At 65.9% G+C, this 25,199-nt stretch carries 27 protein-coding genes; 18 read left to right on the forward strand and 9 right to left on the reverse strand.

What is annotated here, in order from left to right:
* Positions 1 to 6: 6 nt before the first annotated feature.
* Complete coding sequence (gene trxC, locus ACT531_RS01140) at positions 7 to 444, reverse strand: thioredoxin TrxC (RefSeq protein ID WP_476016191.1); 438 nt, start codon at positions 442 to 444, stop codon at positions 7 to 9.
* A 355-nt stretch (positions 445 to 799) separates the two neighbouring features.
* On the opposite strand from trxC, the gene otsB reads away from it, so the two are divergent.
* The 3 genes from otsB to otsA are packed head-to-tail and all read left to right on the forward strand — an operon-like array spanning position 800 to position 4,764.
* On the forward strand, positions 800 to 1,537 hold the full coding sequence (gene otsB, locus ACT531_RS01145; protein WP_476016192.1) for a trehalose-phosphatase: 738 nt from the start codon (positions 800 to 802) through the stop codon (positions 1,535 to 1,537).
* The gene (locus ACT531_RS01150; RefSeq protein ID WP_476016193.1) at positions 1,534 to 3,339 is read left to right on the forward strand and encodes a glycoside hydrolase family 15 protein; all 1,806 of its coding nucleotides are present in this window, start codon (positions 1,534 to 1,536) and stop codon (positions 3,337 to 3,339) included. The genes otsB and ACT531_RS01150 overlap by 4 nt, the downstream gene beginning before the upstream one ends.
* A 48-nt stretch (positions 3,340 to 3,387) precedes the next feature.
* Positions 3,388 to 4,764, forward strand: coding sequence for an alpha,alpha-trehalose-phosphate synthase (UDP-forming) (gene otsA, locus ACT531_RS01155; RefSeq protein ID WP_476016194.1), 1,377 nt, complete (start codon positions 3,388 to 3,390; stop codon positions 4,762 to 4,764).
* 35 nt (positions 4,765 to 4,799) lie between these two features.
* On the opposite strand, the gene ACT531_RS01160 is transcribed toward otsA, so the two are convergent.
* Together ACT531_RS01160 and ACT531_RS01165 are read right to left on the reverse strand one after the other, a co-directional pair.
* Positions 4,800 to 4,994, reverse strand: a complete 195-nt coding sequence (locus tag ACT531_RS01160; RefSeq protein WP_056745516.1) for a DUF2905 domain-containing protein — start codon at positions 4,992 to 4,994, stop codon at positions 4,800 to 4,802.
* 21 nt (positions 4,995 to 5,015) lie between these two features.
* A complete protein-coding gene (locus tag ACT531_RS01165; RefSeq protein ID WP_476016195.1) occupies positions 5,016 to 6,134 on the reverse strand; it encodes a class I SAM-dependent methyltransferase in 1,119 nt (372 codons plus the stop codon).
* 10 nt (positions 6,135 to 6,144) lie between these two features.
* Between ACT531_RS01165 and ACT531_RS01170 the strand changes: the two genes are divergently transcribed.
* The 7 genes from ACT531_RS01170 (at position 6,145) to ACT531_RS01200 (ending at position 12,708) form a co-directional block, all read left to right on the forward strand.
* On the forward strand, positions 6,145 to 6,939 hold the full coding sequence (locus tag ACT531_RS01170) for an SDR family oxidoreductase (RefSeq protein ID WP_476016196.1): 795 nt from the start codon (positions 6,145 to 6,147) through the stop codon (positions 6,937 to 6,939).
* A 33-nt stretch (positions 6,940 to 6,972) separates the two neighbouring features.
* Positions 6,973 to 7,356, forward strand: a complete 384-nt coding sequence (locus ACT531_RS01175) for a dihydroneopterin aldolase (protein WP_476016197.1) — start codon at positions 6,973 to 6,975, stop codon at positions 7,354 to 7,356.
* 4 nt (positions 7,357 to 7,360) lie between these two features.
* A complete protein-coding gene (ttcA, locus tag ACT531_RS01180; RefSeq protein WP_207780602.1) occupies positions 7,361 to 8,344 on the forward strand; it encodes a tRNA 2-thiocytidine(32) synthetase TtcA in 984 nt (327 codons plus the stop codon).
* A gap of 55 nt (positions 8,345 to 8,399) precedes the next feature.
* On the forward strand, positions 8,400 to 9,011 hold the full coding sequence (locus tag ACT531_RS01185) for a DUF4136 domain-containing protein (protein ID WP_476016198.1): 612 nt from the start codon (positions 8,400 to 8,402) through the stop codon (positions 9,009 to 9,011).
* 23 nt (positions 9,012 to 9,034) lie between these two features.
* The gene (locus ACT531_RS01190; protein WP_116748821.1) at positions 9,035 to 9,676 is read left to right on the forward strand and encodes a histidine phosphatase family protein; all 642 of its coding nucleotides are present in this window, start codon (positions 9,035 to 9,037) and stop codon (positions 9,674 to 9,676) included.
* On the forward strand, positions 9,660 to 10,826 hold the full coding sequence (locus ACT531_RS01195) for a DSD1 family PLP-dependent enzyme (protein ID WP_099731351.1): 1,167 nt from the start codon (positions 9,660 to 9,662) through the stop codon (positions 10,824 to 10,826). The genes ACT531_RS01190 and ACT531_RS01195 overlap by 17 nt, the downstream gene beginning before the upstream one ends.
* Positions 10,827 to 10,905: 79 nt before the next feature.
* The gene (locus tag ACT531_RS01200) at positions 10,906 to 12,708 is read left to right on the forward strand and encodes a lysoplasmalogenase family protein (protein WP_476016199.1); all 1,803 of its coding nucleotides are present in this window, start codon (positions 10,906 to 10,908) and stop codon (positions 12,706 to 12,708) included.
* Here ACT531_RS01200 and ruvB read toward each other — a convergent pair.
* The 3 genes from ruvB to ruvA form a co-directional block, all read right to left on the reverse strand.
* Complete coding sequence (gene ruvB / locus ACT531_RS01205; protein ID WP_209816312.1) at positions 12,665 to 13,726, reverse strand: Holliday junction branch migration DNA helicase RuvB; 1,062 nt, start codon at positions 13,724 to 13,726, stop codon at positions 12,665 to 12,667. The genes ACT531_RS01200 and ruvB overlap by 44 nt on opposite strands.
* A gap of 8 nt (positions 13,727 to 13,734) precedes the next feature.
* Positions 13,735 to 15,657: a trypsin-like peptidase domain-containing protein gene (locus tag ACT531_RS01210; protein WP_476016200.1), complete on the reverse strand. Its 1,923-nt coding sequence runs from the start codon at positions 15,655 to 15,657 to the stop codon at positions 13,735 to 13,737.
* A 69-nt stretch (positions 15,658 to 15,726) separates the two neighbouring features.
* Positions 15,727 to 16,302, reverse strand: coding sequence for a Holliday junction branch migration protein RuvA (ruvA, locus tag ACT531_RS01215; RefSeq protein ID WP_066692719.1), 576 nt, complete (start codon positions 16,300 to 16,302; stop codon positions 15,727 to 15,729).
* Between the two features lie 80 nt (positions 16,303 to 16,382).
* On the opposite strand from ruvA, the gene ACT531_RS01220 reads away from it, so the two are divergent.
* From ACT531_RS01220 to ACT531_RS01240, 5 genes are all read left to right on the forward strand, one after another.
* Positions 16,383 to 17,339 carry a PhoH family protein gene (locus tag ACT531_RS01220; protein WP_476016201.1) on the forward strand — a complete coding sequence of 319 codons (957 nt, stop codon included), beginning with the start codon at positions 16,383 to 16,385 and terminating at the stop codon, positions 17,337 to 17,339.
* A 62-nt stretch (positions 17,340 to 17,401) separates the two neighbouring features.
* Positions 17,402 to 17,860, forward strand: coding sequence for an rRNA maturation RNase YbeY (gene ybeY / locus ACT531_RS01225; protein ID WP_476016202.1), 459 nt, complete (start codon positions 17,402 to 17,404; stop codon positions 17,858 to 17,860).
* A 143-nt stretch (positions 17,861 to 18,003) separates the two neighbouring features.
* A complete protein-coding gene (locus ACT531_RS01230; RefSeq protein ID WP_309826912.1) occupies positions 18,004 to 18,786 on the forward strand; it encodes a sulfite exporter TauE/SafE family protein in 783 nt (260 codons plus the stop codon).
* Positions 18,787 to 18,908: 122 nt separating this feature from the next.
* On the forward strand, positions 18,909 to 20,120 hold the full coding sequence (locus tag ACT531_RS01235; RefSeq protein ID WP_476016203.1) for an MFS transporter: 1,212 nt from the start codon (positions 18,909 to 18,911) through the stop codon (positions 20,118 to 20,120).
* 10 nt (positions 20,121 to 20,130) lie between these two features.
* Positions 20,131 to 20,256 carry a hypothetical protein gene (locus tag ACT531_RS01240; protein WP_309826916.1) on the forward strand — a complete coding sequence of 42 codons (126 nt, stop codon included), beginning with the start codon at positions 20,131 to 20,133 and terminating at the stop codon, positions 20,254 to 20,256.
* Between the two features lie 44 nt (positions 20,257 to 20,300).
* On the opposite strand, the gene ACT531_RS01245 is transcribed toward ACT531_RS01240, so the two are convergent.
* The 3 genes from ACT531_RS01245 to ACT531_RS01255 form a co-directional block, all read right to left on the reverse strand.
* Positions 20,301 to 20,747 carry a universal stress protein gene (locus ACT531_RS01245; protein WP_015015916.1) on the reverse strand — a complete coding sequence of 149 codons (447 nt, stop codon included), beginning with the start codon at positions 20,745 to 20,747 and terminating at the stop codon, positions 20,301 to 20,303.
* A 73-nt stretch (positions 20,748 to 20,820) separates the two neighbouring features.
* Positions 20,821 to 21,279 carry a D-aminoacyl-tRNA deacylase gene (gene dtd / locus ACT531_RS01250; protein WP_476016204.1) on the reverse strand — a complete coding sequence of 153 codons (459 nt, stop codon included), beginning with the start codon at positions 21,277 to 21,279 and terminating at the stop codon, positions 20,821 to 20,823.
* Entirely contained in the window at positions 21,276 to 22,226 is a 951-nt protein-coding gene (locus ACT531_RS01255; RefSeq protein ID WP_476016205.1) for a cation diffusion facilitator family transporter, read from the reverse strand. Before ACT531_RS01255 ends, dtd begins: the two co-directional genes overlap by 4 nt.
* A 131-nt stretch (positions 22,227 to 22,357) precedes the next feature.
* On the opposite strand from ACT531_RS01255, the gene ACT531_RS01260 reads away from it, so the two are divergent.
* From ACT531_RS01260 to ACT531_RS01270, 3 genes are all read left to right on the forward strand, one after another.
* Entirely contained in the window at positions 22,358 to 23,905 is a 1,548-nt protein-coding gene (locus tag ACT531_RS01260) for a sensor histidine kinase (protein ID WP_476016206.1), read from the forward strand.
* Complete coding sequence (locus ACT531_RS01265; RefSeq protein ID WP_343733800.1) at positions 23,895 to 24,527, forward strand: response regulator transcription factor; 633 nt, start codon at positions 23,895 to 23,897, stop codon at positions 24,525 to 24,527. The genes ACT531_RS01260 and ACT531_RS01265 overlap by 11 nt, the downstream gene beginning before the upstream one ends.
* Before the next feature lie 138 nt (positions 24,528 to 24,665).
* Positions 24,666 to 25,160 (forward strand): GlcG/HbpS family heme-binding protein, encoded by a 495-nt coding sequence (locus ACT531_RS01270; RefSeq protein ID WP_056745563.1) that lies wholly within the window; start codon positions 24,666 to 24,668, stop codon positions 25,158 to 25,160.
* Positions 25,161 to 25,199 lie beyond the last annotated feature (39 nt).

Below are 25,199 nucleotides of genomic sequence, written 5' to 3' on the forward strand. Positions count from 1 at the left end.
TGCGCATCAACCTGCGGTGGTGCGCACCCAGCGCACGATATCGGCCGCCCCCAGCGCGCCCGAAATACGCGCCACCTCACGCCCTTGCTGGAACAGGATCATGGTCGGAATGCTGCGGATGGCATAGCGCGCCGCAATGGCCTGCTGGTCTTCGGTGTTGAGCTTGGCCAGGCGCACGCGGGGCTCCAGCTCGCGGGCGGCCTGCGCAAAGGCGGGCGCCATCTGTCGGCAGGGACCACACCACGGGGCCCAGAAGTCCACCAGCACCGGGATGTGGCTGCGCGCCACATGCTTGTCAAAGCTGGTCACATCCAGCTCCAGCGGCGCCCCCGCAAACAGGGGCCGATGGCATTGGCCGCAATCGGGCGCGCTGCCCAGGTCGGCGCTCTGCACGCGGTTGGTGGTGTGGCAATGGGGGCAGACGATGTGCAAGGCTTCGGTCATGGCGCAGCAAGGGTTGGTGGCAAAAAAGCTTGGGATGTCCTGCATAACCCTCGCGGGTCGGTGGTAGTGCGGATCGGGACAGGCCGCAAGGCGCCTTTTTGCAGCCCATAGCGGGGCTATGGGCCAAAAAAGCAACGCAGCGGATGGCCCGAGACCGCGCTATCACAGACTGCAGGGAGTTATGCAGGACATTCCATACTGATCACATGGCGCCGCAAGCGCTTCGTTTCAAGGCTCCGCGTTGCCATCTGCGGCCACCCCAGTTGCAACCGGTCGCAGACCTTGCGCGCGTTTACCAGCCCTGAATCCCCCTCGCGGCCGTGCCTGCATTGCAGCGTCTGCTATGGTTTCGCGCATGCAGCTGCTCCCCACACTGACAACTGCCCATGCGCTTTTTCTCGATTTCGATGGCACGCTCACCGAGCTGGCACCACGCCCTGAGGCGGTGCGCATCGCATCGGGCCTGATTCCCACGCTGTCATCGCTGCACGCCCAGTTGGGAGGTGCGCTGGCCATCGTGACCGGCAGACCCGAAGCCGACATCGACGGATTTCTGGCGCCGCTGCGCCTGCCGCTGGCGAGCGAACATGGGGCCCAATACCGCCTCTTTGACACTTCGGTGCCCGCCACCGCACCACCCGCGCTGGAGTCCGTCTTGCAAGCCGCTCAGTCCCTGGCAGCGCGCCACCCCGGTCTGCTGGTGGAGACCAAACGTGTGAGCGTCGCCCTGCACTACCGCCTGGCGCCCCACCTTGAATCCCTGTGCCACGACACGCTGGTACACGCCATGCGCGAGGTGGACGGTGTGGAACTGCTGCGCGGCAAATGTGTCTTTGAAGTGAAACCCCGTGGCGTTCACAAGGGCCAGGCCATCATCGATTTCATGACGCAGCCCCCCTTTGAAGGCCGCACGCCGGTCTTTGTGGGCGATGACGTCACCGATGAGGCCGGCTTTGCCGCTGCGCAATCGCTCGGCGGCTGGGGCATCAAGGTGGGCGAGGGGCCCACCATGGCACAACACCGCTGCATGACATCGGCCGCACTGCGGGGCTGGCTGTCGTCTGCACGCACAACGCTGGAGCGCGAACGATGAACACCGCCGCCACACAGCCCCAGACGGGCTCGCTCAACCTCGGGATGATCGGCAACTGCGCCATCAGCGCACTGATCGACAACCACGCCCGCATGGTGTGGTGCTGCCTGCCGCGCTTTGATGGCGACCCGGTGTTCAACGCCTTGCTGCAGCCCGGCGACGAGGGCAGCCACTTCGCGATCGAGCTGGAAGACCTGGCATCGGCCCACCAGTGGTACGAGCCGAACACCGCCATCCTGCGCACGCAGTTGTTCGACAAGGCGGGCCACGGCATCGAGATCACCGACTTTGCGCCGCGCTTTTACAGCCGCTCGCGCTACTTCCGGCCCATGACGCTGGTGCGCCGGGTGCGCCCCATTCAGGGGTCGCCGCGCATCCGGGTGGCGCTCAAGGTGCGCTACGACTGGGGCCAGACCACGCCCGAGATCACGCGCGGCAGCAACCACATCCGCTATGTGGGCGAGAGCATGACGCTGCGCCTGTCCACCGATGCACCGGTGTCGCATGTGCTGTCGGGCCAGGCGTTTGTGCTCACGCGCGAACACAACTTTCTGCTGGGCGCCGACGAGACGCTGGTGGACGGCATTGCCGACACCGCCCGCCACTTCGAGCAGGAGACCACGGCCTACTGGCGCAGCTGGAGCCGCGCGCTGGCCATTCCGCTGGAGTGGCAGGACGCTGTGATCCGCGCCGCCATCACGCTCAAGCTGTCGTTGTACGAAGAAACCGGCGCCATCGTGGCCGCCATGACCACCAGCATCCCCGAGTCCGCCCACAGCGGCCGCAACTGGGACTATCGCTACTGCTGGCTGCGCGATGCGTTTTTTGTGGTGCGCGCGCTCAACAGCATCTCCGAAGTGGGCACCATGGAGGACTACCTGCGCTGGCTGAGCAACGTGGTGGTCGAAGGCGGCGACGGCCACATCCAGCCGCTGTATGGCATTGGGCTGGAGAAAGACCTGCCCGAAGGTTTCGTACCCCAGCTGGCGGGCTACCGGGGTATGGGCCCGGTGCGCGTGGGCAACCAGGCGGCCGAGCATTTTCAGCACGACGTGTACGGCAACATCGTGCTGGGCGCGGCCCAGGCCTTCCACGACCACCGCCTGCTACACCGCGCGGGCCTGGCCGAATTCAAGCGGCTGGAACAGGTGGGCGACAACGCCGTGCGCGTGTACGGCCAGCCCGACGCGGGTATGTGGGAGCTGCGCACGCGCGCCCGGGTGCACACCTCGTCGGCCCTGATGAGCTGGGCCGCCTGCGACCGGCTGGCCAAGATCGCGGCCACGCTGCAGCTGGCCGACCGTGCCAGCCATTGGCAGCAGCATGCCGACCGCATGCGCGCCGAGATTCTCGACAAGTCTTGGTGCGAAGAACGCCAGGCGTTTGCCGAGAGCTTTGGCGGGCACGAGCTGGATGCCAGCGTGTTGCTGATGGCCGAAGTGGGTCTCATCGACCCCAAAGACCCGCGCTTTGTGAGCACCGTGGAGGCCATGGAAAAGAGCCTATGCGATGGCCCCTACATGCGCCGCTACGAGGCGGCCGACGACTTTGGCAAGCCCGAAACGGCCTTCAACATCTGCACCTTCTGGCGTATCGACGCGCTGGCGCGCATTGGCCGCAAGGCCGAGGCGCGGGCCATCTTCGAGACCATGCTGGCCGCCCGCAACCCGCTGGGACTGCTGTCGGAAGACACACACCCCGACACCCGCGAGATGTGGGGCAACTTCCCACAGACCTATTCGATGGTGGGCGTGATCAACGCCGCTGTGCGCCTGTCCGCGCCCTGGGACAGCGTGATTTGAGGCGCTGTCCGACAGCGGCCAAGGGCAATCCACAACGATGATCAACCCATGAGCCGTCTTGTCGTCATCTCCAACCGCCTTGCCGATCCACGCAAACCCGCCGCCGGGGGCCTGGCAGTGGCCCTGGGTGAAGCCCTCAACCAGACCGGAGGGCTCTGGTTTGGCTGGAGCGGCACCGTGGTCGAAGGCGGCACCCCCGGCGAAAGCGAGCTGCAGACACGCCAGGCCGGCGCCGTAAAGCTGGCCACCGTGGACCTGTGCCGCGAAGACCACGACAGCTACTACCACGGCTACAGCAACAGCGTGTTGTGGCCGGTGTTCCATTACCGGCTGGACCTGGCAGACTTCAACGCCAGCTACATCGCAGGCTATCGGCGGGTGAACCAGATGTTTGCGCGCAAGCTGCTGCCGCTGCTGCGCGACGACGATGTGATCTGGGTGCACGACTACCACCTGATTCCGCTGGCCGCCGAACTGCGCGCCATGGGCTGCAAGCAGCGCATCGGCTTCTTCCTGCACATCCCCATGCCGCCGCCACTCATCATGGCGGCCATCCCGCAGCACGAGTGGCTGATGCGTTCGCTGTTTGCCTACGACTTGGTGGGCCTGCAGAGCGAGGCCGATGTGGCGCATTTCACGCGCTACGTGCGCAACGAAGGCAGCGCCGAAGCGGTGGACGAAAAGCGCGTGCGCGCCTTCGGCGTCACGGTGGTGGTGCAGTCGTTTCCCATCGGCATCGACGTGGACGAGTTCACGCGCCTCACGCACGCCCCCGACGCGGTGGAGACCTACGAGAACATGCGCGACGAGTATTCGCGCAGGCGGCTGCTGCTGGGCATTGACAGGCTCGACTACTCCAAGGGCATCCCGCACCGCGTGCGGGCCTTCCGCGAGCTGCTGGACCGCTACCCCGAAAACCGGGGCAGCGCGACGATGATCATGATCGCCTCGCCCAGCCGTGACGATGTGCACGCCTATGCCGACCTGCGCCAGGAGCTGGAGGGCCTGTGCGGCTCGGTCAACGGCGACTATGGCGAGCTGGACTGGATGCCCGTGCGCTATATCCACCGCATGGTGGCGCGCAAACGTGTGCCGGGCCTGTGTCGCGCCGCTGCCGTGGGGCTGGTCACGCCGCTGCGCGACGGCATGAACCTGGTGGCCAAGGAATACGTGGTGGCGCAAGACCCGGACAACCCCGGTGTGCTGGTGCTGTCACGCTTTGCCGGTGCGGCAGAGCAATTGAAAGAAGCTCTGCTGGTGAACCCCTACGACCCCCAGGGCATGGCCGACAGCATCCAGCAGGCGCTGCAGATGCCGCTGGCCGAGCGACAGGCGCGCCACCAGAAGCTCATGGCGCGCATCAAGGAGCACGACGTGCACTGGTGGCGCAAGGCGTTTCTGGATGCGCTGCAGACGGCGGGCTAATTTGAGATACCAGCGCAGCAGCAGCGGCCGCTGCACTACAACAGCTTGGTGATCAGACTGACCACAAAGCTCAGCAGCAGCGTGGACGCCAGCGGCACATCCCAGTCCCGCCCCAGCCACCGAAACCGGAAGTCCCCCGGCAACCGCCCAAAGCCCATGCGGCGCAACAGCGGCGACAGCCAGCTGATGAACATCAGGGCCAGGAGGATGACGAGAAGCCAGCGAAACATGGGCAGCTCGGCAGCAGGCGGTCAGAGCCGGTGCGAACGGTCGCCGTGGCTGAACCCCAGCGGCTCCCACGGCTCGCCAGCACCCACGGCCAGCACCTTGAACAGCTCGCCCATCTCGTGTTCCATGATCAGTTTGGCCGCTGTCGCCCGCTGGGCCTGCGGTAGCTGCTCCATTTTTGGAAGCAGCCCGCAGTTGATGAGGAAATGCGCCTGCGTGGTGTAACCCAACACGTTCAGGCCCGCCTCCTGCGCAGCCAGCGCCATGGCGGTGAAGTTGACATGGGCGGTGATGTCCTTGCGGCCCACCTCCACCAGCGGGTCGCCATCGGCCAGGTGGCCTTGGTGGCACATCACCGTGCCCATGTGGCGCTGGGGGTGGTAGTACTCGTCTTCGCCAAACCCATAGTCCAGCAAGAAAGCCGCGCCGCGCGTGAGCCGGTCGGCCAGCATGCGCATGAAGCCTTCGCCCTGCGCGTGAATTTCGGTCAGGTAGTCCTGCGGGCCTTCGATGGCGATGGGCGGGCGCAGGTCGGTGGGGCGGTCGGCCCAGGCAAAGCGACCGTCTTCGGCCACCACCACGCCGCGCTCATGCCACACACCGCCCTGCTGGCCGCCATGGCGCGCCAGCAGTTGCACGGGCATCGCGTCCAACACCTCGTTGCCCACCACCACGCCTTCGATGTGCTCGGGCAGCGCATCCACCCAGCGCAGCTTGGGCGCGTGGGCCACCAGCTTGGCCTGTTGGCGCGCGCGCAGGCTGCCCGACAGATCGACGATGGTGTAGCGCTGCACCTGGTCGCCCAGCGCATCCAGCAACTGCAGCGCCAGCGCACCCGAGCCTGCACCAAACTCCCATACCTCATCGGTCCCGGTATGCGCAAGCGCCTCGCCCACCTGCACGGCCAGCGTCTGGCCGAACAGGGGCGTGAGTTCAGGGGCGGTCACAAAGTCGCTGCCCGACTCGGGCATGGCACCGAATTTGGTGGAGTCGTTGGCGTAGTAGCCCAGGCCGGGCGTATACAACGCCAGGGCCATGAAGCGGTCAAAACCCAGCCATCCGCCCTCGGCGGCAATGGCCTGGGTGATGTGCTGGTGCAGGGCGGTCGTTAAACTGTCGGGTCTTTGGGTCACGGCCCGCATTGTCCCCCACATGTCCACCCCTTCCCTCCCCCATCGCCCCCGCACCGTGCTGGTGACCGGTGCCGCCAAGCGCCTGGGCCGCAGCGTTGCGCTGGCCCTGGCCGCCGGCGGCTGGCAGGTGGCGGTGCACTACCGCTCGTCAGCGCAAGATGCTATCAATACAGTAGCTGAATGTGCAAGATTGACTAGCGCAAGCGCCCATTTTGAGGCCGATTTTGATGACGAAGCCGCCGTGCGCGGCCTGCTGCCCCGCGTGGTGGCGCACTTTGGCAGCGTGGACGCGGTGGTCAACAGCGCCTCCCTGTTCGAGCACGACAACGTAGGGACCTTTGGCTTTGCCGCGCTCGAAAAGCATCTGCGCAGCAACACCGCGGCCCCCGTGCTGCTGGCCCAGGCCCTGCACCAGCATGTGGCCGACCGGGTGGCGGCGGGTGAGGCCGACGCGCAGGGCGCCGTGGTCAACCTGCTGGACCAGAAGCTCTGGAACCAGAACCCCGACTTCATGAGCTACACGCTCTCCAAGGCCGCGCTGGAAGCCGCCGGCACCATGCTGGCGCTGGCCCTGGCGCCGCGCGTGCGTGTGGTGGGCGTGGCGCCCGGCCTCACATTGACCAGCCATATGCTGAGCGACGAAAAGTTCGCCCAGCTGCATTCCCTCAGCCCCCTGGGCCGCTCTTCCACCGCCGAGGACGTGGCCGCCACGGTGAAGTTTGCGCTGGAGAACCGTTCCATTACCGGCACCACGCTGCTGGTCGATGGCGGCCAGCACCTGATGAAGTTTGACCGCGATTTCTCGTTGATGTGAGCCCAGCGCTTGAGCACACAACGAGCCCCCACCATGACACAGACCCCTTCCCAGATGACTGGCACGCAGATCCTGACGCTCACCGGTTTGCGCTTCGATGCCAACCTGGGCATCCTCGACCACGAAAAGACCGACCCGCAACCCATTCAGGTCGATGCCGAACTGAGCCTGGGCGTGCAGCCGCTGGCCCCGCGCGACGACGACATTGGCCATGTGCTGGACTACCGGCGTGTGCGCCAGATCATCATCGACGAGTGCACGGCCGAGCATGTGAACCTGCTGGAGAGCCTGATCGGCAAGCTGGCCAGCCGCCTGATGCAACTGCCCGGCGTGCTGGGCGTGCGCGTGAAGATTGCCAAACTCGAAATTTTTGACGACTGCGAAGTGGCCATTCGCGTCGAGACAGGACAGTGGTGACCCCATGAGCACCGTAGTGAACGAAGCCCCGACCACCACCCCCGCCCTCTCCGCCCCCGTCGGCTGGGCCGACGAGCCTGCAGAGGCAGCCGCCAGCGGCGCCGCCCGCATGAAGATCGAGCGTGAAACCCACAAGCTGGAAAAGCGCCTGTGCCGCGAAGTCGGCAAGGCCATCGTCGACTTCAACATGATTGAAGAAGGCGACAAGGTCATGGTGTGCATGTCGGGTGGCAAGGACAGCTATGCGCTGCTGGACATCCTGCTCAAGCTCAAGGCCCGCGCGCCCATTCACTTTGACCTGGTGGCCGTGAACCTGGACCAGAAGCAGCCGGGGTTTCCTGAGCATGTGCTGCCCGAGTACCTGGCCAGCACCGGCGTGCCCTTCCACATCGAGAACGAGGACACCTACAGCATCGTCAAGAAGCTGATCCCCGAGGGCAAGACCACCTGCAGCCTGTGCAGCCGCCTGCGCCGGGGCATTCTGTACCGCGTGGCCGATGAGCTGGGCTGCACCAAGATCGCGCTGGGCCACCACCGCGACGACATCCTGCAGACGCTGCTGCTCAACATGTTCTTTGGCGGCAAGATGAAGAGCATGCCCCCCAAGCTGGTCAGCGACGACGGCAAGCATGTGGTGATCCGCCCGCTCGCCTACGTGGCCGAGAAGGACACCGCCCGCTGGGCTGCGCACCGCAACTTCCCCATCATCCCCTGCAACCTGTGCGGCAGCCAAGAAAACCTGCAGCGCAAGCAGGTGGGCGAGATGCTGCGCGAATGGGAAAAGCGCTTCCCCGGCCGCGTGGAGAACATGTTCAACGCCCTGCAGAACGTGGTGCCCTCGCACCTGCTGGACGGCAGCCTGTACGACTTCAAGAACGCCAAGGCCACCGGCATCGCCAGCGAAGACGGCGACAAGGCCTTTGACAAGGAAGAGTTTGCGGCGCCATCGCCATCGCTGCCCGGCGTACAGGTGGTGCAACTGTCGTGAACCCTGGCGGGCTGCGGCACTCTCACAGAGATCCTTGTTTCAGGACACTCTGACCATGTCACAACGCCGATGGATTCCCGCCCTGCTCCTGGGCCTCACCGTCACCCTGCTCGCAGGCTGCAGCACCACCCGCGTGGTGGAGGGCCAGGTGCAGAGCTTCTCAACGCTGGCGGCCATGCCCGCACCTGCCACGTACCGCATTGAGCGCCTGCCTTCGCAGCAGGCCCCTTCGTTCGACACCATCACCACACTGGCCGAACAGGCCCTGGCGCGCGCGGGCCTGCAGCGCGACGATGCTGCGCCCCGCCTGCTGGTGCAGCTGGGCGTGCAGGCCGACGCCGTGCCGCGCTATGACCCGTTCCGCCCGTACGGCCCTTACGGCCCCGGCCCCTGGGGCATGGGCGGCTGGTATGGACGGGGCTGGGGGGTGCATGGCATGTGGCGTTTTGGCGAGCCCACGCCCCTGCACCGCCGCGCGGTCAGCATCGTGATGCGCGACGCCAGCACCCAGGCCGTCGTGTACGAAACCTCCGCCGTGCACGAAGATGTGTGGGTGAGCGATCCGGCCGTCTATGGCGTGCTGTTCGACGCCGCACTCAACGGCTTTCCGAAGCCGCCCGGGGGGCCACGGCAAGTACGCCTGCCATTGGTTCCGCCCTCACACTGATTCCCTCCACGCCCGTCTATTGCATGCACGCCACCCGCATCGTTGCCATCCGCCACGGCGAAACCGCCTGGAACGTGGACACCCGCATCCAGGGCCACCTGGACATCCCGCTCAACGACACCGGCCTGTGGCAGGCCGCCCAGGTCGCGCAGGCGCTCGTGGGCGAGCCGATTGCCGCCATCTACTCCAGCGACCTGCAACGCGCGCACGCCACCGCCCAGGCCGTGGCCCGCACCACAGGCGCTCCGTTGAAGACCGAGCCGGGATTGCGCGAACGCAGCTTCGGGCACTTTCAGGGCCGCACGTTTGCCGAGATCGAGGCCGAACTGCCCGAGGACGCATTGCGCTGGCGCAAGCGCGACCCCCACTACACGCCCGAGGGCGGCGAATCCCTCGTCACCTTGCGTGACCGCATCGAACGCACCGTGACCGCGCTGGCGCAGCAGCATGTGGGCGAGCAGGTGGTGATGGTGGCGCACGGCGGCGTGCTCGATGTGCTGTACCGCCTGGCCACGCGCCAGGACATCCAGGCGCCGCGCACCTGGCAACTCTCCAACGCCGCCATCAACCGCCTGCTGTGGACGCCTGACGGCCTCACCCTCGTCGGCTGGGCGGACACCCAACACCTTGACCAGATTGTCCTGCGCGATGAAAACCACGCCTGAATTGCAATCCACCATCGGCCAGCGGGTGGACGCTATCGACACCCCCGCTCTGGTGGTGGACCTGGATGCCATGGACCGCAACATCCAGCGCATGGCCGACTTCGCGCGCAAGCACCACGTGCGCTGGCGCCCCCATGCCAAGCTGCACAAGAGCGCCGAACTCGCGTTGCTGCAGCAACGCGCTGGCGCCCAGGGCGTGTGCGTGCAGAAGGTGGCTGAGGCCGAGGCGCTGGCCGCTGGCGGGGTCGATGACATCACCATCACCAACCAGGTCATTGCCATGCCCAAGCTGCACCGCGTGGCGCGGCTGGCGGCGCTGCTGGCGGCACGCGGCGGTCGCCTGGGCGTGGCCGTGGACCACATCGACGGCATCGAACGCCTGGCCGAAGCCATGGCGCAGTACGGCAGCGACGCGGGCATCGATGTGCTGGTCGAGATCGACGTGGGCCAGGGCCGCTGTGGCGTGCCGCCGGGCGAGGCCGCCGTGCCTCTCGCGCTGGCCGTGTCGCGCAGCCCCCGCCTGCGGTTTGCGGGGCTGCAGGCCTACCACGGGCGCGCCCAGCACCTGGCCAGCAGCGTGGGTCGGCGCGAGACCATCGCCGCTGTCGTTCGCGCGGCGGATCACACGCGCCAGCTCATCGAAGCCGCCGGGCTGCCCGTGCCGCTGATCACCGGATCAGGCACAGGCACCCTGGTTCACGAGGCCGCCAGCGGCGTGTTTGGCGAGTTGCAGGCGGGCTCGTTTTTGTTCATGGACGCAGATTACGCTCGCAACGAACGCGATCCTGCGCAGCCCGCGTTTGAACATGCGCTGTACGTCAAGACCCAGGTGGTGTCGGTGCGCGACACCCACGCCGTGTGCGACGCCGGTCACAAGAGCCACGCCATTGACTCCGGCCTGCCCACGGTGGCCCTGCTGCCCGCCGACCGCACCCTGCGCTATGCCAACGGGGGCGACGAGCATGGCTTGCTCTACGCGGACGCTCCCGATGCCCGCCTGCCCAGCCTGGGACACATGCTCTGGCTCATCCCTGGCCATTGCGACCCCACGGTCAATCTGCATGACTTTTTGATCGGCGTGCGCGGCGGTTTGGCGGCCGGTACGGTGGAGCGCATCATCCGGGTGGATGCACGGGGAGCGCTGACATAGGCGCAGCCCTCTAAACACCGGGGCTATAGGGGTTCACCTGCCCCGGTGTGAGCTGGCTGCTGGACCACAATCCGGCAACATGAGCCCCAGCCAGATCATCGTCCTTGCCACACCCGTCTTCTTCCTGCTGATCGCCCTTGAGCTGGCCATTGGCTTCAAGCGCCAGCGCAACACCTACCGCCTAGCCGATGCCGTCAGCAGCATCAGCCTGGGCATGCTCAGCCAGACCAGCGCAGTGTTCACGCGGCTGCTGCGCATCGGCATCTACACCGCCCTGTTCGAGCACGTGGCGCTGTGGCGCAACGATGCGTTCTGGACCAGCCTGCCCGGCTGGCTGCTGGCGCTGGTGTTCTACGACTTGTGCTACTACTGGCTCCACCGCATGGGGCATGAATCGGCGGTGCTGTGGGCCGCGCACGCGGTGCACCACCAGAGCCAGGACTACAACCTCAGCACCGCCCTGCGCCAGACGAGCTCGGGCGCGCTGCTGGGCTGGATCTTTTATGTGCCCATGGCACTGGCGGGCGTTCCGCCGCTGGTGTTCGGCGTCGTGGCGCTGATTGACCTGCTCTACCAGTTCTGGGTGCACACCGAGCAGGTGGGGCGCCTGGGCTGGTTCGACCGCTGGTTCTGCAGCCCGAGCAACCACCGCGTGCACCATGCCGTCAACGACGCCTACCTGGACAAAAACTACGGCGGCATCCTGATCCTGTGGGACCGACTGTTTGGCACCTTCAAGGACGAAGACGACCAGGAAAAATGTGTGTATGGCACCCGCGGCCTGCTCAATAGCTGGGACCCACTGTGGGCCAACGCCCAGGTGTACGCGGGGCTGGCGCACGACAGCTGGCACGCACGCAGCTGGCTCGACAAGCTCAAGGTCTGGATCAAGCCGCCGGGCTGGCGGCCTGCGGACGTGGCGGAGCGCTTTCCCAAGCCGGCCTTCAACATGGCGCAGATGGCGCGCTACCACCCACCGATGTCGCGCGCCGTGCAATGGTTTGCACTGGTGCAGTTTGTGCTGCTGCTCGGCGGCGTGGCGGCCTTTTTGTGGCAGGCCGATGCGGCGCCGCTGGCGCACAACGCCCTCTGGTTTGCCGTGCTGCTGACGGTGCAATGGTCGCTGGGCGCGGTGATGCAGGGGCGTATCGGCATGCTGATGGCGCTGATGCTGCAAAGCGCGGCGCTGGCCACGGCCACCAGTGCGCTGGGGCTCACGGAGTGGCATTGGCTGTTCAAGCCACTGACCATGGCAATCGCTATTATTTTGATAGCTACCAGCGCACATTCGACTATCGCAAGGGGCACGTCGGGCTCCAGAACGCCCTGGGTCTTGCTGATGGCAGCCCTGGGCGGGTCCTTGGCGGGGGATGTGTTCCTCATGTTCCCGGGTTTCTTCATTCCCGGTCTGGTGAGCTTTCTGGTGGCGCACCTGTTCTATGTGGCGCTGTTCAAAAGCGGGCAGACGTGGTTTCCGCACCGGGGTGCACTGGCGGCCACGCTGGGCATAGGCGTGGCGATGTATGCCTTTCTATGGGCCGGCGGCTTGCCGCCTGCACTGCGAGCACCGGTCGCAGCCTATGTGCTGGTGATTGCGCTGATGGCGGCCCAGGCCATTGGCCGCGCCACCGTGTTGCGCGACGCCCCCTCGCTGTGGGTCGCCATTGGCGCCGGGTTCTTCATGCTCAGCGACTCGCTGCTGGCCACTAACCGGTTTGTGACGCCCCTGCCCATGGCCCAAGTGTGGGTGCTGGCGACGTACTACGCGGCGCAGGCGCTGATCGTGGCGGGCATGGTGCAGGGCGCAGCCCGCGCAGGGCCCAGCTCTGCCACGGCCCTCACACCCCAAACAGATCTTGCCCGCTCGCCTTCGGCGGCGTAACCCCCAGGTGGCGGAACGCCGCCAGCGTGGCAATGCGCCCTCGCGGCGTGCGCTGCAGGAAGCCCTGCTGGATCAGATAGGGCTCGATCACATCCTCGATGGTGCCGGCCTCTTCCCCAATGCTGGCAGCGATGTTGTCGAGCCCCACGGGCCCGCCGTCAAAGCGGTGGATCACAGCTTCGAGCAGCTTGCGGTCCATCACGTCAAAGCCCTGCGGGTCCACATCCAGCATGGCCAGCGCCTTGTCAGCAATGGACTTGGTGATGCGGCCATTGCCCTTGACCTCGGCATAGTCGCGCACCCGGCGCAGTAGCCGGTTGGCAATGCGCGGCGTGCCACGCGAGCGGCGAGCGATCTCGAAGCCACCATCCTCGTCCATGGGCGCGTTGAGCAACCCGGCACTGCGCTGGACGATGCGCGCCAGCTCTTCGGCCGCATAGAACTCCAGCCGCGCCACGATGCCAAACCGGTCGCGCAGCGGGTTGGTCAGCATGCCCGCCCGTGTGGTCGCACCCACCAAGGTGAAGGGCTGCAGGTCCAGCTTGATGCTGCGCGCCGCAGGGCCTTCGCCAATCATGATGTCGATCTGGTAGTCCTCCAGCGCGGGGTAAAGGATTTCCTCCACCACGGGTGACAGGCGGTGGATCTCATCGATGAAGAGAACGTCGTTCTTTTCCAGATTGGTCAGCAGCGCCGCCAGGTCCTTGGGTTTTTCCAGCACGGGTCCACTGGTCTGGCGCAGGTTCACCCCCAGCTCGGCCGCGATGATGTGCGAGAGCGTGGTCTTGCCCAGCCCAGGCGGGCCGAACAACAACACGTGATCCAGCGCCTCCTCACGCTTCCTCGCGGCGCCGATGAATATCTCCAGCTGCTCCCGCGCCTTGGCCTGGCCCACGTATTCCTGCAGGAGCTTGGGGCGCAGGGCGCGTTCGATGGCCTCCTCTTGGGGAGAGGCGGGGGCGGCAGAGATAACGCGTTTGGCGGGGGCGGGGGAAAAGTCGTCGGTCTGGATGGTCATGTCAAAGCTTACTGGCTGGTCCATGCGTAGTAGCCGACGCCTTCGTACACGTACTCTGGGTTGTTGGCGACGATGAAGTCACGCTCTGCCAGACTGATAGTGTAGAAATGGACCTGCTTTGAGGGTCGGTAAAAACGATATACAGGAGAAGTCCCTGCAATAGGACTGGGTGCCGCATACCATGCGATTCCCTCATAGCGGAATGAAGGCGCGCTGGTCAGCACAGCGTCTCTTTCTTGTGTACTGTTGGTGTAGAAATGAGCCCCACCCACAAGCCCATAAAAGCGATACACCGCTGAATTACCTGTTGCCGGTGCTGCCTGGGCAAAAAAGGCAACGCCTTCGTAAGAAAAGCTGGGGGCCGTCTGCAGTGTATTGTCGCGCTCGGCCACGCTGGTGGTGAAAAAATGAGCCCCGGTTGTGCCATTGAAGAACCGATAGACAGCAACGCGGCCGTTGCTAGAAGGTGTGGACGACGCAGGGGCTAGCCAGTTCTTCAAAGCCGTGTTGAACGCAATATCAAATCGCCCATAGAACTCAGGGGATGTGGTAGCCCTACACGTTGAACTTCCACCATACAAGGTGCCAATCACTTGGTTAGCGCTGTTGAATATTGCGGAGCCGCTACTGCCGCCTTCTGTGGTTCCACGACTCCAATTGATTTGGTAGTAATTACCAGAATTGCCTATGCACTGGAACTCGGTGCCCGCGCCTGGGGGAGTGCAAAACGTTTGCCCCCCAATCGTGCCAAAGCTGATCTTGAGCAAATCTCCACGCGGGTGATGCAGCCCCGTCACAGCAGACCCCACCACTTGGGCGCTTGCGTCCCAGCCAGCAAAGAAGGCTCCCGCAGGAGGTGCGTCATTTAGCTTGAGCAACGTCATGTCATAACTGTCGGAGGCATGAAGCAACGTCGCACCACCCAACCGCCTCTCTGCCGATGAAGACAAGGTACGGCTATTGCAAACCGGCGTCCTATAGAACCAATCGGTTTGCAGCGATTCGGCCTCTGCAGCGGAAGAAATGCAGTGATTGGCCGTCAGGAAATAAGGAGTGCCGGAAGAAACGCTGTCGGTGAGCAAGGTACCGGTGCAAAGGTAGGTATTACCTCCGGAGGTAAAGATCATCCGTGCAACTGCATTGCGCTGGTTGGCATAAGAGTCGTAGCAGGAGGCATCCAGCTGGCAAACTGCCGACTCATTGATCTTCGTGGAGAAATCTTCCTCCGTGGGAAGCGAAAGATTCTCAAAAATATGGGATACGCGAGGAATCGCAATATCCAGCGATCCCACAGGTGTCCCCTGAGGCAGTTCGACCTCCAGGGTGACTTCGTCAGAACCCATGTCTGGTGTCCACCAAGTTTGTCCGTCCAGGCTGGTATCCCCCGACTGCTTCTGTCGTTGAATGCGCTGTAGCACCTCCTGGCCAGGAATCTGGAACACCTTGCTCGCATTTGCCTGACTGTAGACGCGAAGTACTGTCCCGCCGGGCAACTGCTTTGGCACAACGCCGAGGCGCAACCCATGCGCCCCGTCTGAAGAAAAGTTGATGGCAGCGACCATCCCACCAGAATCTGTCAACTTCCATTGAAACTGCTGCAGCGTCTGTGGTGATGCCTCCGTGGTGTTCACGGTGCGGGCCATGCCTATCAAACGGGGCGCTACGCCAGTCTTCGATTTGAAAGCGACAGCCTTCTCTTCCGTAGGAGCGCCCAGTTGGATTCGCGTAGGCGCTGGCAAATCTATTGCCTGGCGCGATTTGACGTAGGGAACACCCTGATCGGCACTGGAGGGCTGCACCCGCCCTTCCACGCGAGTAACTGGAAAAGTCGACTCGACCGGACCCGAACCACCCCCACAGCTCGTAAGCAGCGACGACAGTACCGCACCGCCCAGTACGACCACCACCAAATTTCTCAAACTGTTTGCCATGGAATGCTCCAACAAGCTGAAATCGCTCCAACACAAAAGACCATAAGACTGTTCAAAGGCCCCTCGACGCTATTTCGCCAGCGCTTTCAGCGCCATCTTGATCCCCTCACTCACCCCCACCTCTGCGGGCAGCGCCTTGAGCGCCGCCGCTGCCTCCTTGTCGTTGTAGCCCAAAGCCAACAGCGCCTGCAAAATGTCGGCCTGCGCATCGCTGTTGGCGGCGCCGCGCACAGCACCGATGTCAGCGCCCAGCTTGCCCTTGAGTTCCAGCAGCAAGCGCTCGGCCGTCTTCTTTCCGATGCCGGGCACCTTGACCAGCCGCCCCGCCTCCTGCAGCGAAATCGCCTGCGCCAGATCGCTCACGCCCATGCCGCTCAGGATGGACAACGCCGTGCGCGGCCCCACGCCAGAAATCTTGATCAGCTCGCGAAACGCCTGCCGCTCGGGGGCGGTCGCAAAGCCGTACAGCAGCTGCGCATCCTCGCGCACTATGAACTGGGTCAGCAGGCTCACGCGCTCGCCCACGGCGGGCAGGTTGTAGAACGTGCTCATGGGCACATTCACCTCGTATCCCACACCGTGGCAGTCCAGCAGCACCTCGGGGGGATTCTTCTCCAGCAGGGTGCCGGTCAATTTGCCTATCATTGATGTCCTTTGGCGACGCGGGCGTGACATGCCGCGCCGTCGTTCTTGCCGTTTTCCGTTGCCTGACTGGAATTATCCGCGTGATCCTGCGCCACACCTTCACCCCCCACAACAACACCCGGCTTACGAACCTGTGTGGCCCGGCCGATGCGCACCTGCGCACCATTGAGGTGGCCTTGCAGGTGAGCATTGCGCACCGGCACGAGCAGTTCAAGGTCGACGGCCCCAAGGCCAAGGCCACGCAGGCGATGGAGCTGTTGCAGGCCCTGTATGAAATGGCCGAGCGGCCCATCGGCGAAGACTACATCCAGCTGATGCTGGCGGGCGACAGCGAACTGCTGGAGGCCCCGGACGACGCCATCATCCTCAACACCCGCCGCGCCGACCTGCGCGGGCGCACCCCGACGCAGAACCTGTACCTGCAGAACATCGCCACGCACGACATCACCTTCGGCATCGGCCCTGCCGGCACCGGCAAGACGTATCTCGCTGTAGCCAGCGCCGTGGATGCCCTGGAGCGCAGCAGCGTACAGCGCATCGTGCTGACCCGCCCGGCGGTGGAGGCGGGCGAGCGCCTGGGTTTTCTGCCTGGCGACCTGGCGCAGAAGGTAGACCCCTACCTGCGTCCGCTGTACGACGCGCTGTACGAGCTGATGGGGCATGACAAGGTGCAAAAGGCGTTCGAGCGCAACGCCATCGAGATCGCGCCGCTGGCCTTCATGCGCGGTCGCACGTTGAACAATGCGTTCGTCATCCTGGACGAGGCGCAAAACACCACGCCCGAGCAGATGAAGATGTTCCTCACCCGCATCGGCTTTGGTGCCAAGGCGGTGGTGACGGGCGACGTGAGCCAGATCGACCTGCCCAAAGGAACGCTGAGCGGCCTGATCGACGCCGAGCGGGTGTTGAAACGCGTGAAGGGTATCTCGGTCACCCACTTCACCAGCGCCGACGTGGTGCGCCACCCGCTGGTTGCACGCATCGTGGACGCCTACGACGCCCCCCGCCGCGCAGCCACTGCGCGTGCACGCGACTGAACTCCTAATTTGATAGCTGCTTGCGCTGATACATCAAGCGTCAAGTGCCAAAAGCAATCCAAATGCCATTGAACCAACTCTCCCTGTCGCTGCAGTTCGGCACCTTTGACGGCGTGGCCGCCCACCGCGCCGTACTGCCCCGCCATAAGGTCACACGCTGGATTCGCCACGCGCTGGCCACCGACGCCGAGATCACCGTGCGCATCGTGGGTGCCGAAGAAGGCCAGCAGCTCAACCGCGAATACCGCAAGAAGGACTACGCCACCAACGTGCTCACGTTCGACTACACCCAGGAGCCCGTGGTGACCGCCGACCTGGTGCTCTGCGCCCCCGTGATTGAGCGGGAGGCGAAGGAGCAGAACAAGAGCCTGGAAGAGCACTACGCCCACATGCTGGTGCATGGCACGCTGCACGCCCAGGGCTGGGACCATGAAACCAGCGAGGCCGATGCCGAGGAGATGGAGGCGTACGAGACCGACATCCTGCAAGAGCTGGGCTTTGAAGACCCCTACGCGACCTGATCGGCCGCAAGGCTCCTCCGCGACTCGGAGGACAACCCACTTTTAAATGTCGCTTTAAAACACAGCTGCAGGCAAAGCAGTCGCACCTTTTACAGTCGCAATCCGGACTCAATAGCTCCGAATCTCCACCTAACATCGGTGCAATGCCACGCGCGTTACGCCGTGGCCAAGGAGATACTTTGGATACCGCCCTTCTCGTCGCTGCCGCCTTCGTCGCCGGCGCCCTCAATGCCGTCGCCGGTGGCGGCAGCTTTCTGACCCTGCCCGCCCTCGTCTTCACCGGCGTGCCGCCCGTGGTGGCCAATGCAACGGGCACGGTAGCGCTGCTTCCGGGCTACATGGCAGGGGCCTGGGGGTTTCGGGAAGACATGCAGCCGCCGCCTGGCCTGTCCATGCGGGCGGTGGTGGTGCTGGCCCTCATTGGCGGATCGGCTGGGGCTGCGCTGCTGCTGATCACGCCCGACGCCACCTTCCGCAAGGTCGTGCCCTGGCTGCTGCTGGCGGCCACGGCGATGTTTGCACTGGGCCCCCGGCTGCGCCAGTGGGCCGGTGCGTCGGCCCATGGCCCTGCTGCGCCGTGGAAGGCGGCCCTGGGCATGCTGGCCGTGGCGGGGTATGGTGGCTACTTCAACGGCGGGCTGGGCATCTTGCTGCTGGCGCTGTTTGGCCTGCTGGGGCAAACCCAGCTCAACGCCATGAACGGCATGAAAAATCTGGTCTCGGCCCTGCTCACCGCGATTGCGGTAGCCATCTACGCAGCGGGCGGCATCGTGCTGTGGCCCCAGGCGCTGATGATGATGGTGGCGGCCACCGCAGGCGGCTACGGCGGTGCCCGCGTGGCGCGCAAGCTGCCTGCCAACGTGCTGCGCTGGGGCATCGTGGTCACCGGGCTGGTGATGGCAGCGGTGTTCTTCTGGCGGCAGTGAACAGCAGCTCCTCAGCCCCGTCGCCAACGCCCAGATCCACGCCTGCGGCGGCACCAGCACCCTCGCCGGCGCCGGCGCCAAAGGCAGACAGCGGCCGTCCGCCCAACCGCGTGCTGTGGGCCATGCTGCTCACGCTGCTCAGTGGTTTTGCGTTAAGCCAGGCGTTTCGCACAACCACCGCCATCCTGGCCCAGGGGCTGACCGCCGAGTTCGGACTGTCTCCGGGGTCGCTGGGGGCCTTTGCCGGGTTGTTCGGCCTGTCGTTCGGCGTGGCTCAGTTGCTGATGGGCGTGGGGTTAGACCTGTGGGGTCTGCGGCGCACGGTGCTCACTGCCTTCCCGCTGGCGATTGGCGGGGCCGCACTTTCGGCCGCAGCGCCCGGCTATGCGTGGCTGATGGTGGGCCAGCTGATGATCGGCGTGGGCTGCTCGCCCGCGTTTCTGGCCTGCACGCTGTTCATTGCGCGGCATTTTCCAGCCGACCGGTTTGCCTACTTGTCGGGTGTGGCCATGGGCGTGGGTGGGCTGGGCCTGCTGTTTACCGGCACGCCGCTGGCCTGGCTGGTGCAGCACGGCGGCGGCTGGCGCACGGGCTATGCCGTGCTGGCGGTGCTCAGCGCGCTGTCGTGGCTGCTGATCTGGCTGCGGGTGCACGAGCCCGCCCCGCTGGTGCCGCCCCCGGCGCAGCGCGAAACCTGGGGCCAGGCGCTGCTGGGCTTTGGCCAGCTGCTCACGATGCCGCACACCTGGGGCATCCTGCTGCTGGGCATGTCGGGCTACGCCGCTTTTTTGTCGCTGCGGGGCCTGTGGCTGGCGCCGCTGCTGATGGACCGCTACCACCTCACCCTGGTGGACAGCGGCAACGTGGCGCTGGGGCTGTCGCTGATTGCACTGTTCGCCCCCGGGTTGGCGGGTCGGCTGGACCCGGGCATTGGCCGCCGCCGGCGCTGGATTGGCAATGCCTCGCTGCTGATGGCCGGGCTGTTCGCGCTGCTGGCCTTTTTGCGGGTGCACCCTGCGGCCAGCGTGGTGCTGATTTTGTTGATGGGGCTTCTGTCGGGCTACGGCGTGCTGCAGTACGCCGATGTGCGCGCCTCGTACCCGCCCTCGCTTACGGGCCGGGCCTTGTCGGCCTACACGATGGCGATGTTCCTGGGCGTGGCGCTGATGCAGTGGTTCACCGGCATCGTGGCCACCGGCGCCCAGTGGCTGGGCTGGGATGCCCACACGGCCGTCATGCTGGCCATTGCGGCCTGGCTGGCGCTGGCGTCGATGGCGTTTCGGTTTTTGCCTGTATCGCCACTGGTTTCTTCGCAGACACCAGAACCCAAATAGCCTGTAGCGCGTGCCTATCAAGACCGACGGCTACGGCGGTGCCCGCGTGGCGCACCAATGGCCTGCCAAGGTGCTGCGCCGGGGCGGCGTGGCCACTGGGCTGCTGATTGCGGCCGTGCTTTTCTGGCAGCACTGACGGGCTGACCTACCCCGTTGTCAGGACCGCCGCCTGTAAGAGGGTCAGCCGCCGCGCACCAGCAACACGGGCACGGGTGACTGGCGCAACACCTGCTCGGCGTCGCTGCCCAGCAGCATGCGCCCCACACCCCGTCGGCCATGGGTGCCCAGCACGATGATCTGGGCGCCCCATTCCTTGGCTTTGGTGAGGATCAGATCACTGACCCGCCCGGAATAACTCTCGAACAGTTCGGCCTCCACCGCAATGCCAGCAGCCTTCGTCCGCGCCTCGGCATCCGACAGCACCTGCTGACCCGCTTCCTTCAAGAGGTCGAACACGTTGGGCGGTAACGCCATGGCGGCCTCAAAGCTCGTCATCAGCGAAATTTCATCCACCACATGCAGCAGCTTGATGGTGGAGCCCATCACACGCGCCAGGGCAATGGCCTCATTCAGGCCCGCGAGCGAAGTGGGGCTGCCGTCCACAGGCACCAGGATCTTTTCGTACATGAGAGTTCCCCTTAAAAACCCATCGTAGCGCCTCACCGTGCGCAGGCACACCCCAGGCAGCTCTGTGCAGCATTCAGGCGGCCACCACGGCAGGCGGCATCCGCAGCGGGATCGTCACCGGCCCGTCGTTGACCAGATGCACCTGCATGTCGGCCGCAAACTGGCCGGTGGCGACCACGGGGTGGACTTTGCGCGCCAGGGCCACCAGGTAGTCAAACAGCCGCCGCCCGTCGTCCGGCGCCGCCGCCTGGGTAAAGCTCGGGCGGTTGCCGCCGGTGGTGTCGGCCGCTAGGGTGAACTGGCTGACCAACAGCAGGCCTCCACCAATATCCTGCACGCTCTGGTTCATCTTGCCCGCCGCGTCCGAAAAGATGCGCAGCTTGAGGATCTTGGCCAGCAGCCTGTCGGCCTCGGCATCGGTGTCGCCGCGCTCGGCGCACACCAGCACCAGCAGGCCCACACCAATGGCGCCCACGGTCTGCCCGTCCACATCCACACGCGCTTCGCGCACACGTTGCAATACGCTGATCACTTCACGGCATCCTTCACATCGTCACGGGGGTCGTCAAAATGCGCCTCCACATCGGTGGGCAACAGCTCAATGGTGGCGCGCAGGCCGGGCACGGCGGTCATCAGTGCACGCTCGACCTGGCCGCGCAGCTCGGCGGCATGGCGCAGAGTCCAGTCGGCGGGCATATGCAGGTGCATGTCCACAAACTGGCGCTGGCCTGCGCGGCGGGTGGAGACATGGTCGAAGCGCACAGCGCCCGGCGCCTGGGCCGCCACAAACTGCTGCAGCGTGGCGTCGATGGTGGACTGCACCTCGGGCTCCACGGCTGAATCCATGAGGCCCTGGGACGAGCGCCACACCAGCTCCACGCCCTCTTTCAGAATGTTCAGCGCCACGGCGATGGCCGCCACCGCATCCAGCCACAGCCACCCGGTCAGGGCCGCGCCCGCAATGCCCACCAGCACACCGGCCGAAGTCCACACATCGGTGACCAGGTGGCGGGCATCGGCCTCCAGCGCGATGGAGCGGTGCTCGCGCGCCGCGCGGAACATCACCCAGGCCAGCAGTCCGTTCAGGGCCGAGCTGAGCACCGACAGGCCCAGGCCCCAGCCCACCTGCTCGATGGGCTGCGGGTCGAACAAGCGGTGCCCGGCTGCCCACAGGATGCCTGCCGACACGCCCATGATGAGGATGCCCTCGAAGCCCGACGAAAAGTATTCGGCCTTGTGGTGGCCGTAGGGGTGATCGTCATCGGCCGGGCGCTGCGCCACCGTCACCATGGCCAGCGCAAACATGGCACTGGCCAGGTTCACAAACGACTCCATCGCGTCCGACAGCAAACCCACCGAGCCCGTGACCACCCAGGCCAGCGTCTTGAGCGCGATGGTGACCACCGCCACGGCCACCGAGGCCCACAGCAGGTTGCGGGGTGAAAGCCAGGGGTGGGATGCGGGAGAGGTTGCGGACATGGTGAGTAGGCGAAGGAGCGAAAACGGGCCAGTCTGAAATTACACCAGAGCCACCTTAAGCTCCGTTTAACAGAGCGCCCAGAGTGTGCGCCCAGCGTTGATACAACGCAGCCCCATGCCAGAATCCGCGCATGCTCCCCGCTTGGCGCCGCCTTTTGCCCCGACACGCCCTGCACCTGCCCAGCCTGCTGCTGTGGGTGGTGGTGGCCTGCATCGGTTGCGGCTGGCTGGTGGTGGACCGCCTGCAGCAATTGCACGCAGCGTTTGAGACCGACGCACGCATCGTGCATCGGCTGCTGAGCCAGCGCGTGGTGCAGCACGACGCCATCATGGCCACGCTGGCGCTGCTGCAGCCTGCTACCGCTGCGGCGGATGGCCCGCACAACGCGGCATCGCCCCTGCCCCGCCTCCCGTCGGTGTACCCGCAAATCCTGGCCGTGCTGCAGCGCTCGGCCCACAGCGACTGGCCGCCCGCGCTGCAGGCCGAGCTGGCAGCGGCCGAGACCACATCGCGGCGCACGGGCCACGCCGCGATGGCGGGGCTGGACCTGCCCGCAGGCCGCTTCTACCTGGTGCTGGCCGGTACGCCCGCCAGCTACGCACTGCACATCGACCTGCGCGCCACCATCCCCACCGACGAGTGGCCCATGGACCTGGCCACCAGCCCGGTGCGCGTGACGCTGGAGCGTGGCGGCACGGCCTTTGTGGTGCAACCCGGCCCGGCCGGCCGGGGCAACGGCATCCGCACCTACGACTTTCACAAACTGCTGGCCGCACCCAGCCAGCCGCTGGACGTGGTGGCCCGCCGCAGCGTGGGCCTGCACGAACTGCCCTGGTGGCGCATGCTGGGCTGGTGCCTGCTGACCGCAGCGCTGTGGGCCGCAGGCCGCGCCCTGTGGCGCCAGCGCGTGGCGCGCCAGCGGGCCGAAGAGCTGCTGCGCCTGGGCCAGGTGGCGCGGCTGAACACGCTGGGCGAACTGGCCGCGGGCATGGCGCACGAGCTGAACCAGCCGCTCACGGCACTGCTCTCCAGCACGCAGGCCGCCCAGCGCCTGCTGGCCGATGACCCGCCCGACCTCGACACCGCACAGACCGCCATGGCTCGCGCCGTGGAGCAGGCGCGCCGCGCATCCACCGTGGTGGGCCGCCTGCGCCGTCTGGTGGAGCGACCCGATCTGGCAGGCCAGGCCCAGCCCCTGGCACTGCCCACCGCCGTGCAGGACGTGCTGGACCTGCTGGAGCCCGAGCTGGCGCAGCGCGGCGTGGTGCCCGAGGTGTTGGCCGCCGCAGACTTGCCCCCGGTGCTGGCCGACCCCGTGGCCCTGCAGCAGATCATCCACAACCTGCTGATGAACGCGCTGCAGGCGCTGGAGCAGGTGCCGCCCGCAGAGCGCCTGCTGCGCCTGAGCATGGCGTGTGCGGCAAGCGGGCAGGTAACACTGTCGGTGCACGACCACGGCCCCGGTATCCCACCCGAGGCGCGCCAGCACCTGTTCGAGCCGTTCTACACCACGCGCACCGGCGGGCTGGGCCTGGGCCTCACGCTGTGCGAGAGCCTGGCGCAGGCCATGGGCGCGCAGCTCGCCCTGGCGCCCGAGGCCACGCCCCCGTCCGCCACCCAGCGGGGCGCCGAGTTTGTGCTGACCCTGCAAGCCGCACCACCCACCGATGACCGATAGCGCCCCCTCCCTCTCGCCCCTGATCCACCTGGTGGACGACGATGCCGCTGTGCGGGATGGCCTGGCCCTGCTCATCAGCACCGTAGGCCTGCGCGTGCAGGCCTGGGCCGATCCGCAGTCGTTCATGGCGGGGTTCGACCGTGCCAGCATCGGCGCCATCGTGCTTGATGTGCGCATGCCTGGCATCAGCGGCCTCACGGTGCTGGAGCAGCTGCTGGCCCAGGGTGTGGACCAGCCCGTGATCCTGCTCACCGGCCACGGCACGGTGGAGATGTGCCGCCGCGCGTTCAAGACCGGCGCGGCCGAGTTTCTGGAAAAGCCGGTGGACGACGAGGTGCTGATCGAAGCCCTGCAAAACGCCGTGCGCCAGCATGTGCGCTCGCGCGAGCGCCACCAGGCCGACCAGCAGGCGCGCGATCGTTTTGCGCAGCTCTCGGCCCGCGAGCGCGAGGTGCTGGGATTGATCGTCGAGGGGCTGACCAACAAGGAAATCGGTCGGGCGCTGGAACTCTCGCCGCGCACGGTGGAAACGCACCGCGCCAACCTGTTTGCCAAACTGGGGGCCGAGTCGCTGGCACAGCTGATCCGGCGGTATGCGGCGCTGGTGGATGCCGCATCCTGAATCGGTCGGCATAGGCCTTCCGTAGTTCTACGGAGGCTCGCGCGTAGCCGCCCGAATGGCTGAAAACGGCGGCCATTTCTACAGTTCTCCCACGGCGCCACAAAGGGTGGCACCGACGCAAAAACACCGGAGAACACCATGCAAAACCGCCTCGCCACCGTCGCCGCCCTCACCCTGTCCCTGATCGCCACCGCCGCCAGCGCCGAAGGCGTGCGCACCGAAAAGAACATGTCGCTGGACCTGGCCACGCAGATCGCCGCGCAAACCGTGGCCACCTGCACCGCCAACGGCTACGCCGTCACGGCCACCGTGGTGGACCGCGCAGGCACCGTGCGCGCTGTGCAGCGCGCCGACAACGCCGGCCCCCACACGCTGGAAGCCAGCCGCCTCAAGGCCTACACCTCGGCATCGGCCAAGAACACCACGCTGGCCATGATGGAAGGCGCGCAGAAGAACCCCGCTGCGGCCAACCTGGTGAACATCCCCGGCTACCTGCTGCTGGGCGGCGGCGTGCCGGTGAAGGTGGGCAACGAGGTGATCGGCGCTGTGGGCGTGGGCGGTGCACCCGGCGGCCACCTGGACGAGCAGTGCGCGGTGGCGGGCATCGCCAAGGTGCAGGACTTGCTGAAATAAGCTAGCCCCACCACAGGCAACTGAGCATTCAACGGAGGC

The organism is Acidovorax sp. DMC1, assembly GCF_056314325.1.

What these genes read in the sequence shown, in the direction of transcription:
- ACT531_RS01170 (WP_476016196.1), top strand. Translation starts at nt 6,145, where the DNA reads ATGTCCACCCCTTCCCTCCCCCATCGCCCCCGCACCGTGCTGGTGACC.
- ACT531_RS01165 (WP_476016195.1), bottom strand. Translation starts at nt 6,134, where the DNA reads ATGCGGGCCGTGACCCAAAGACCCGACAGTTTAACGACCGCCCTGCAC.
- ttcA (WP_207780602.1), top strand. Translation starts at nt 7,361, where the DNA reads ATGAGCACCGTAGTGAACGAAGCCCCGACCACCACCCCCGCCCTCTCC.
- ruvB (WP_209816312.1), bottom strand. Translation starts at nt 13,726, where the DNA reads ATGACCATCCAGACCGACGACTTTTCCCCCGCCCCCGCCAAACGCGTT.
- ybeY (WP_476016202.1), top strand. Translation starts at nt 17,402, where the DNA reads ATGCCATTGAACCAACTCTCCCTGTCGCTGCAGTTCGGCACCTTTGAC.
- ACT531_RS01160 (WP_056745516.1), bottom strand. Translation starts at nt 4,994, where the DNA reads ATGTTTCGCTGGCTTCTCGTCATCCTCCTGGCCCTGATGTTCATCAGC.
- ACT531_RS01265 (WP_343733800.1), top strand. Translation starts at nt 23,895, where the DNA reads ATGACCGATAGCGCCCCCTCCCTCTCGCCCCTGATCCACCTGGTGGAC.
- ACT531_RS01185 (WP_476016198.1), top strand. Translation starts at nt 8,400, where the DNA reads ATGTCACAACGCCGATGGATTCCCGCCCTGCTCCTGGGCCTCACCGTC.
- otsB (WP_476016192.1), top strand. Translation starts at nt 800, where the DNA reads ATGCAGCTGCTCCCCACACTGACAACTGCCCATGCGCTTTTTCTCGAT.
- ACT531_RS01195 (WP_099731351.1), top strand. Translation starts at nt 9,660, where the DNA reads ATGAAAACCACGCCTGAATTGCAATCCACCATCGGCCAGCGGGTGGAC.
- ACT531_RS01245 (WP_015015916.1), bottom strand. Translation starts at nt 20,747, where the DNA reads ATGTACGAAAAGATCCTGGTGCCTGTGGACGGCAGCCCCACTTCGCTC.
- ACT531_RS01150 (WP_476016193.1), top strand. Translation starts at nt 1,534, where the DNA reads ATGAACACCGCCGCCACACAGCCCCAGACGGGCTCGCTCAACCTCGGG.
- ACT531_RS01200 (WP_476016199.1), top strand. Translation starts at nt 10,906, where the DNA reads ATGAGCCCCAGCCAGATCATCGTCCTTGCCACACCCGTCTTCTTCCTG.
- otsA (WP_476016194.1), top strand. Translation starts at nt 3,388, where the DNA reads ATGAGCCGTCTTGTCGTCATCTCCAACCGCCTTGCCGATCCACGCAAA.
- ACT531_RS01210 (WP_476016200.1), bottom strand. Translation starts at nt 15,657, where the DNA reads ATGGCAAACAGTTTGAGAAATTTGGTGGTGGTCGTACTGGGCGGTGCG.
- ACT531_RS01270 (WP_056745563.1), top strand. Translation starts at nt 24,666, where the DNA reads ATGCAAAACCGCCTCGCCACCGTCGCCGCCCTCACCCTGTCCCTGATC.
- ACT531_RS01230 (WP_309826912.1), top strand. Translation starts at nt 18,004, where the DNA reads ATGCCACGCGCGTTACGCCGTGGCCAAGGAGATACTTTGGATACCGCC.
- ACT531_RS01255 (WP_476016205.1), bottom strand. Translation starts at nt 22,226, where the DNA reads ATGTCCGCAACCTCTCCCGCATCCCACCCCTGGCTTTCACCCCGCAAC.
- ACT531_RS01190 (WP_116748821.1), top strand. Translation starts at nt 9,035, where the DNA reads ATGCACGCCACCCGCATCGTTGCCATCCGCCACGGCGAAACCGCCTGG.
- trxC (WP_476016191.1), bottom strand. Translation starts at nt 444, where the DNA reads ATGACCGAAGCCTTGCACATCGTCTGCCCCCATTGCCACACCACCAAC.
- ACT531_RS01235 (WP_476016203.1), top strand. Translation starts at nt 18,909, where the DNA reads ATGCTGCTCACGCTGCTCAGTGGTTTTGCGTTAAGCCAGGCGTTTCGC.
- ruvA (WP_066692719.1), bottom strand. Translation starts at nt 16,302, where the DNA reads ATGATAGGCAAATTGACCGGCACCCTGCTGGAGAAGAATCCCCCCGAG.
- ACT531_RS01260 (WP_476016206.1), top strand. Translation starts at nt 22,358, where the DNA reads ATGCTCCCCGCTTGGCGCCGCCTTTTGCCCCGACACGCCCTGCACCTG.
- ACT531_RS01175 (WP_476016197.1), top strand. Translation starts at nt 6,973, where the DNA reads ATGACACAGACCCCTTCCCAGATGACTGGCACGCAGATCCTGACGCTC.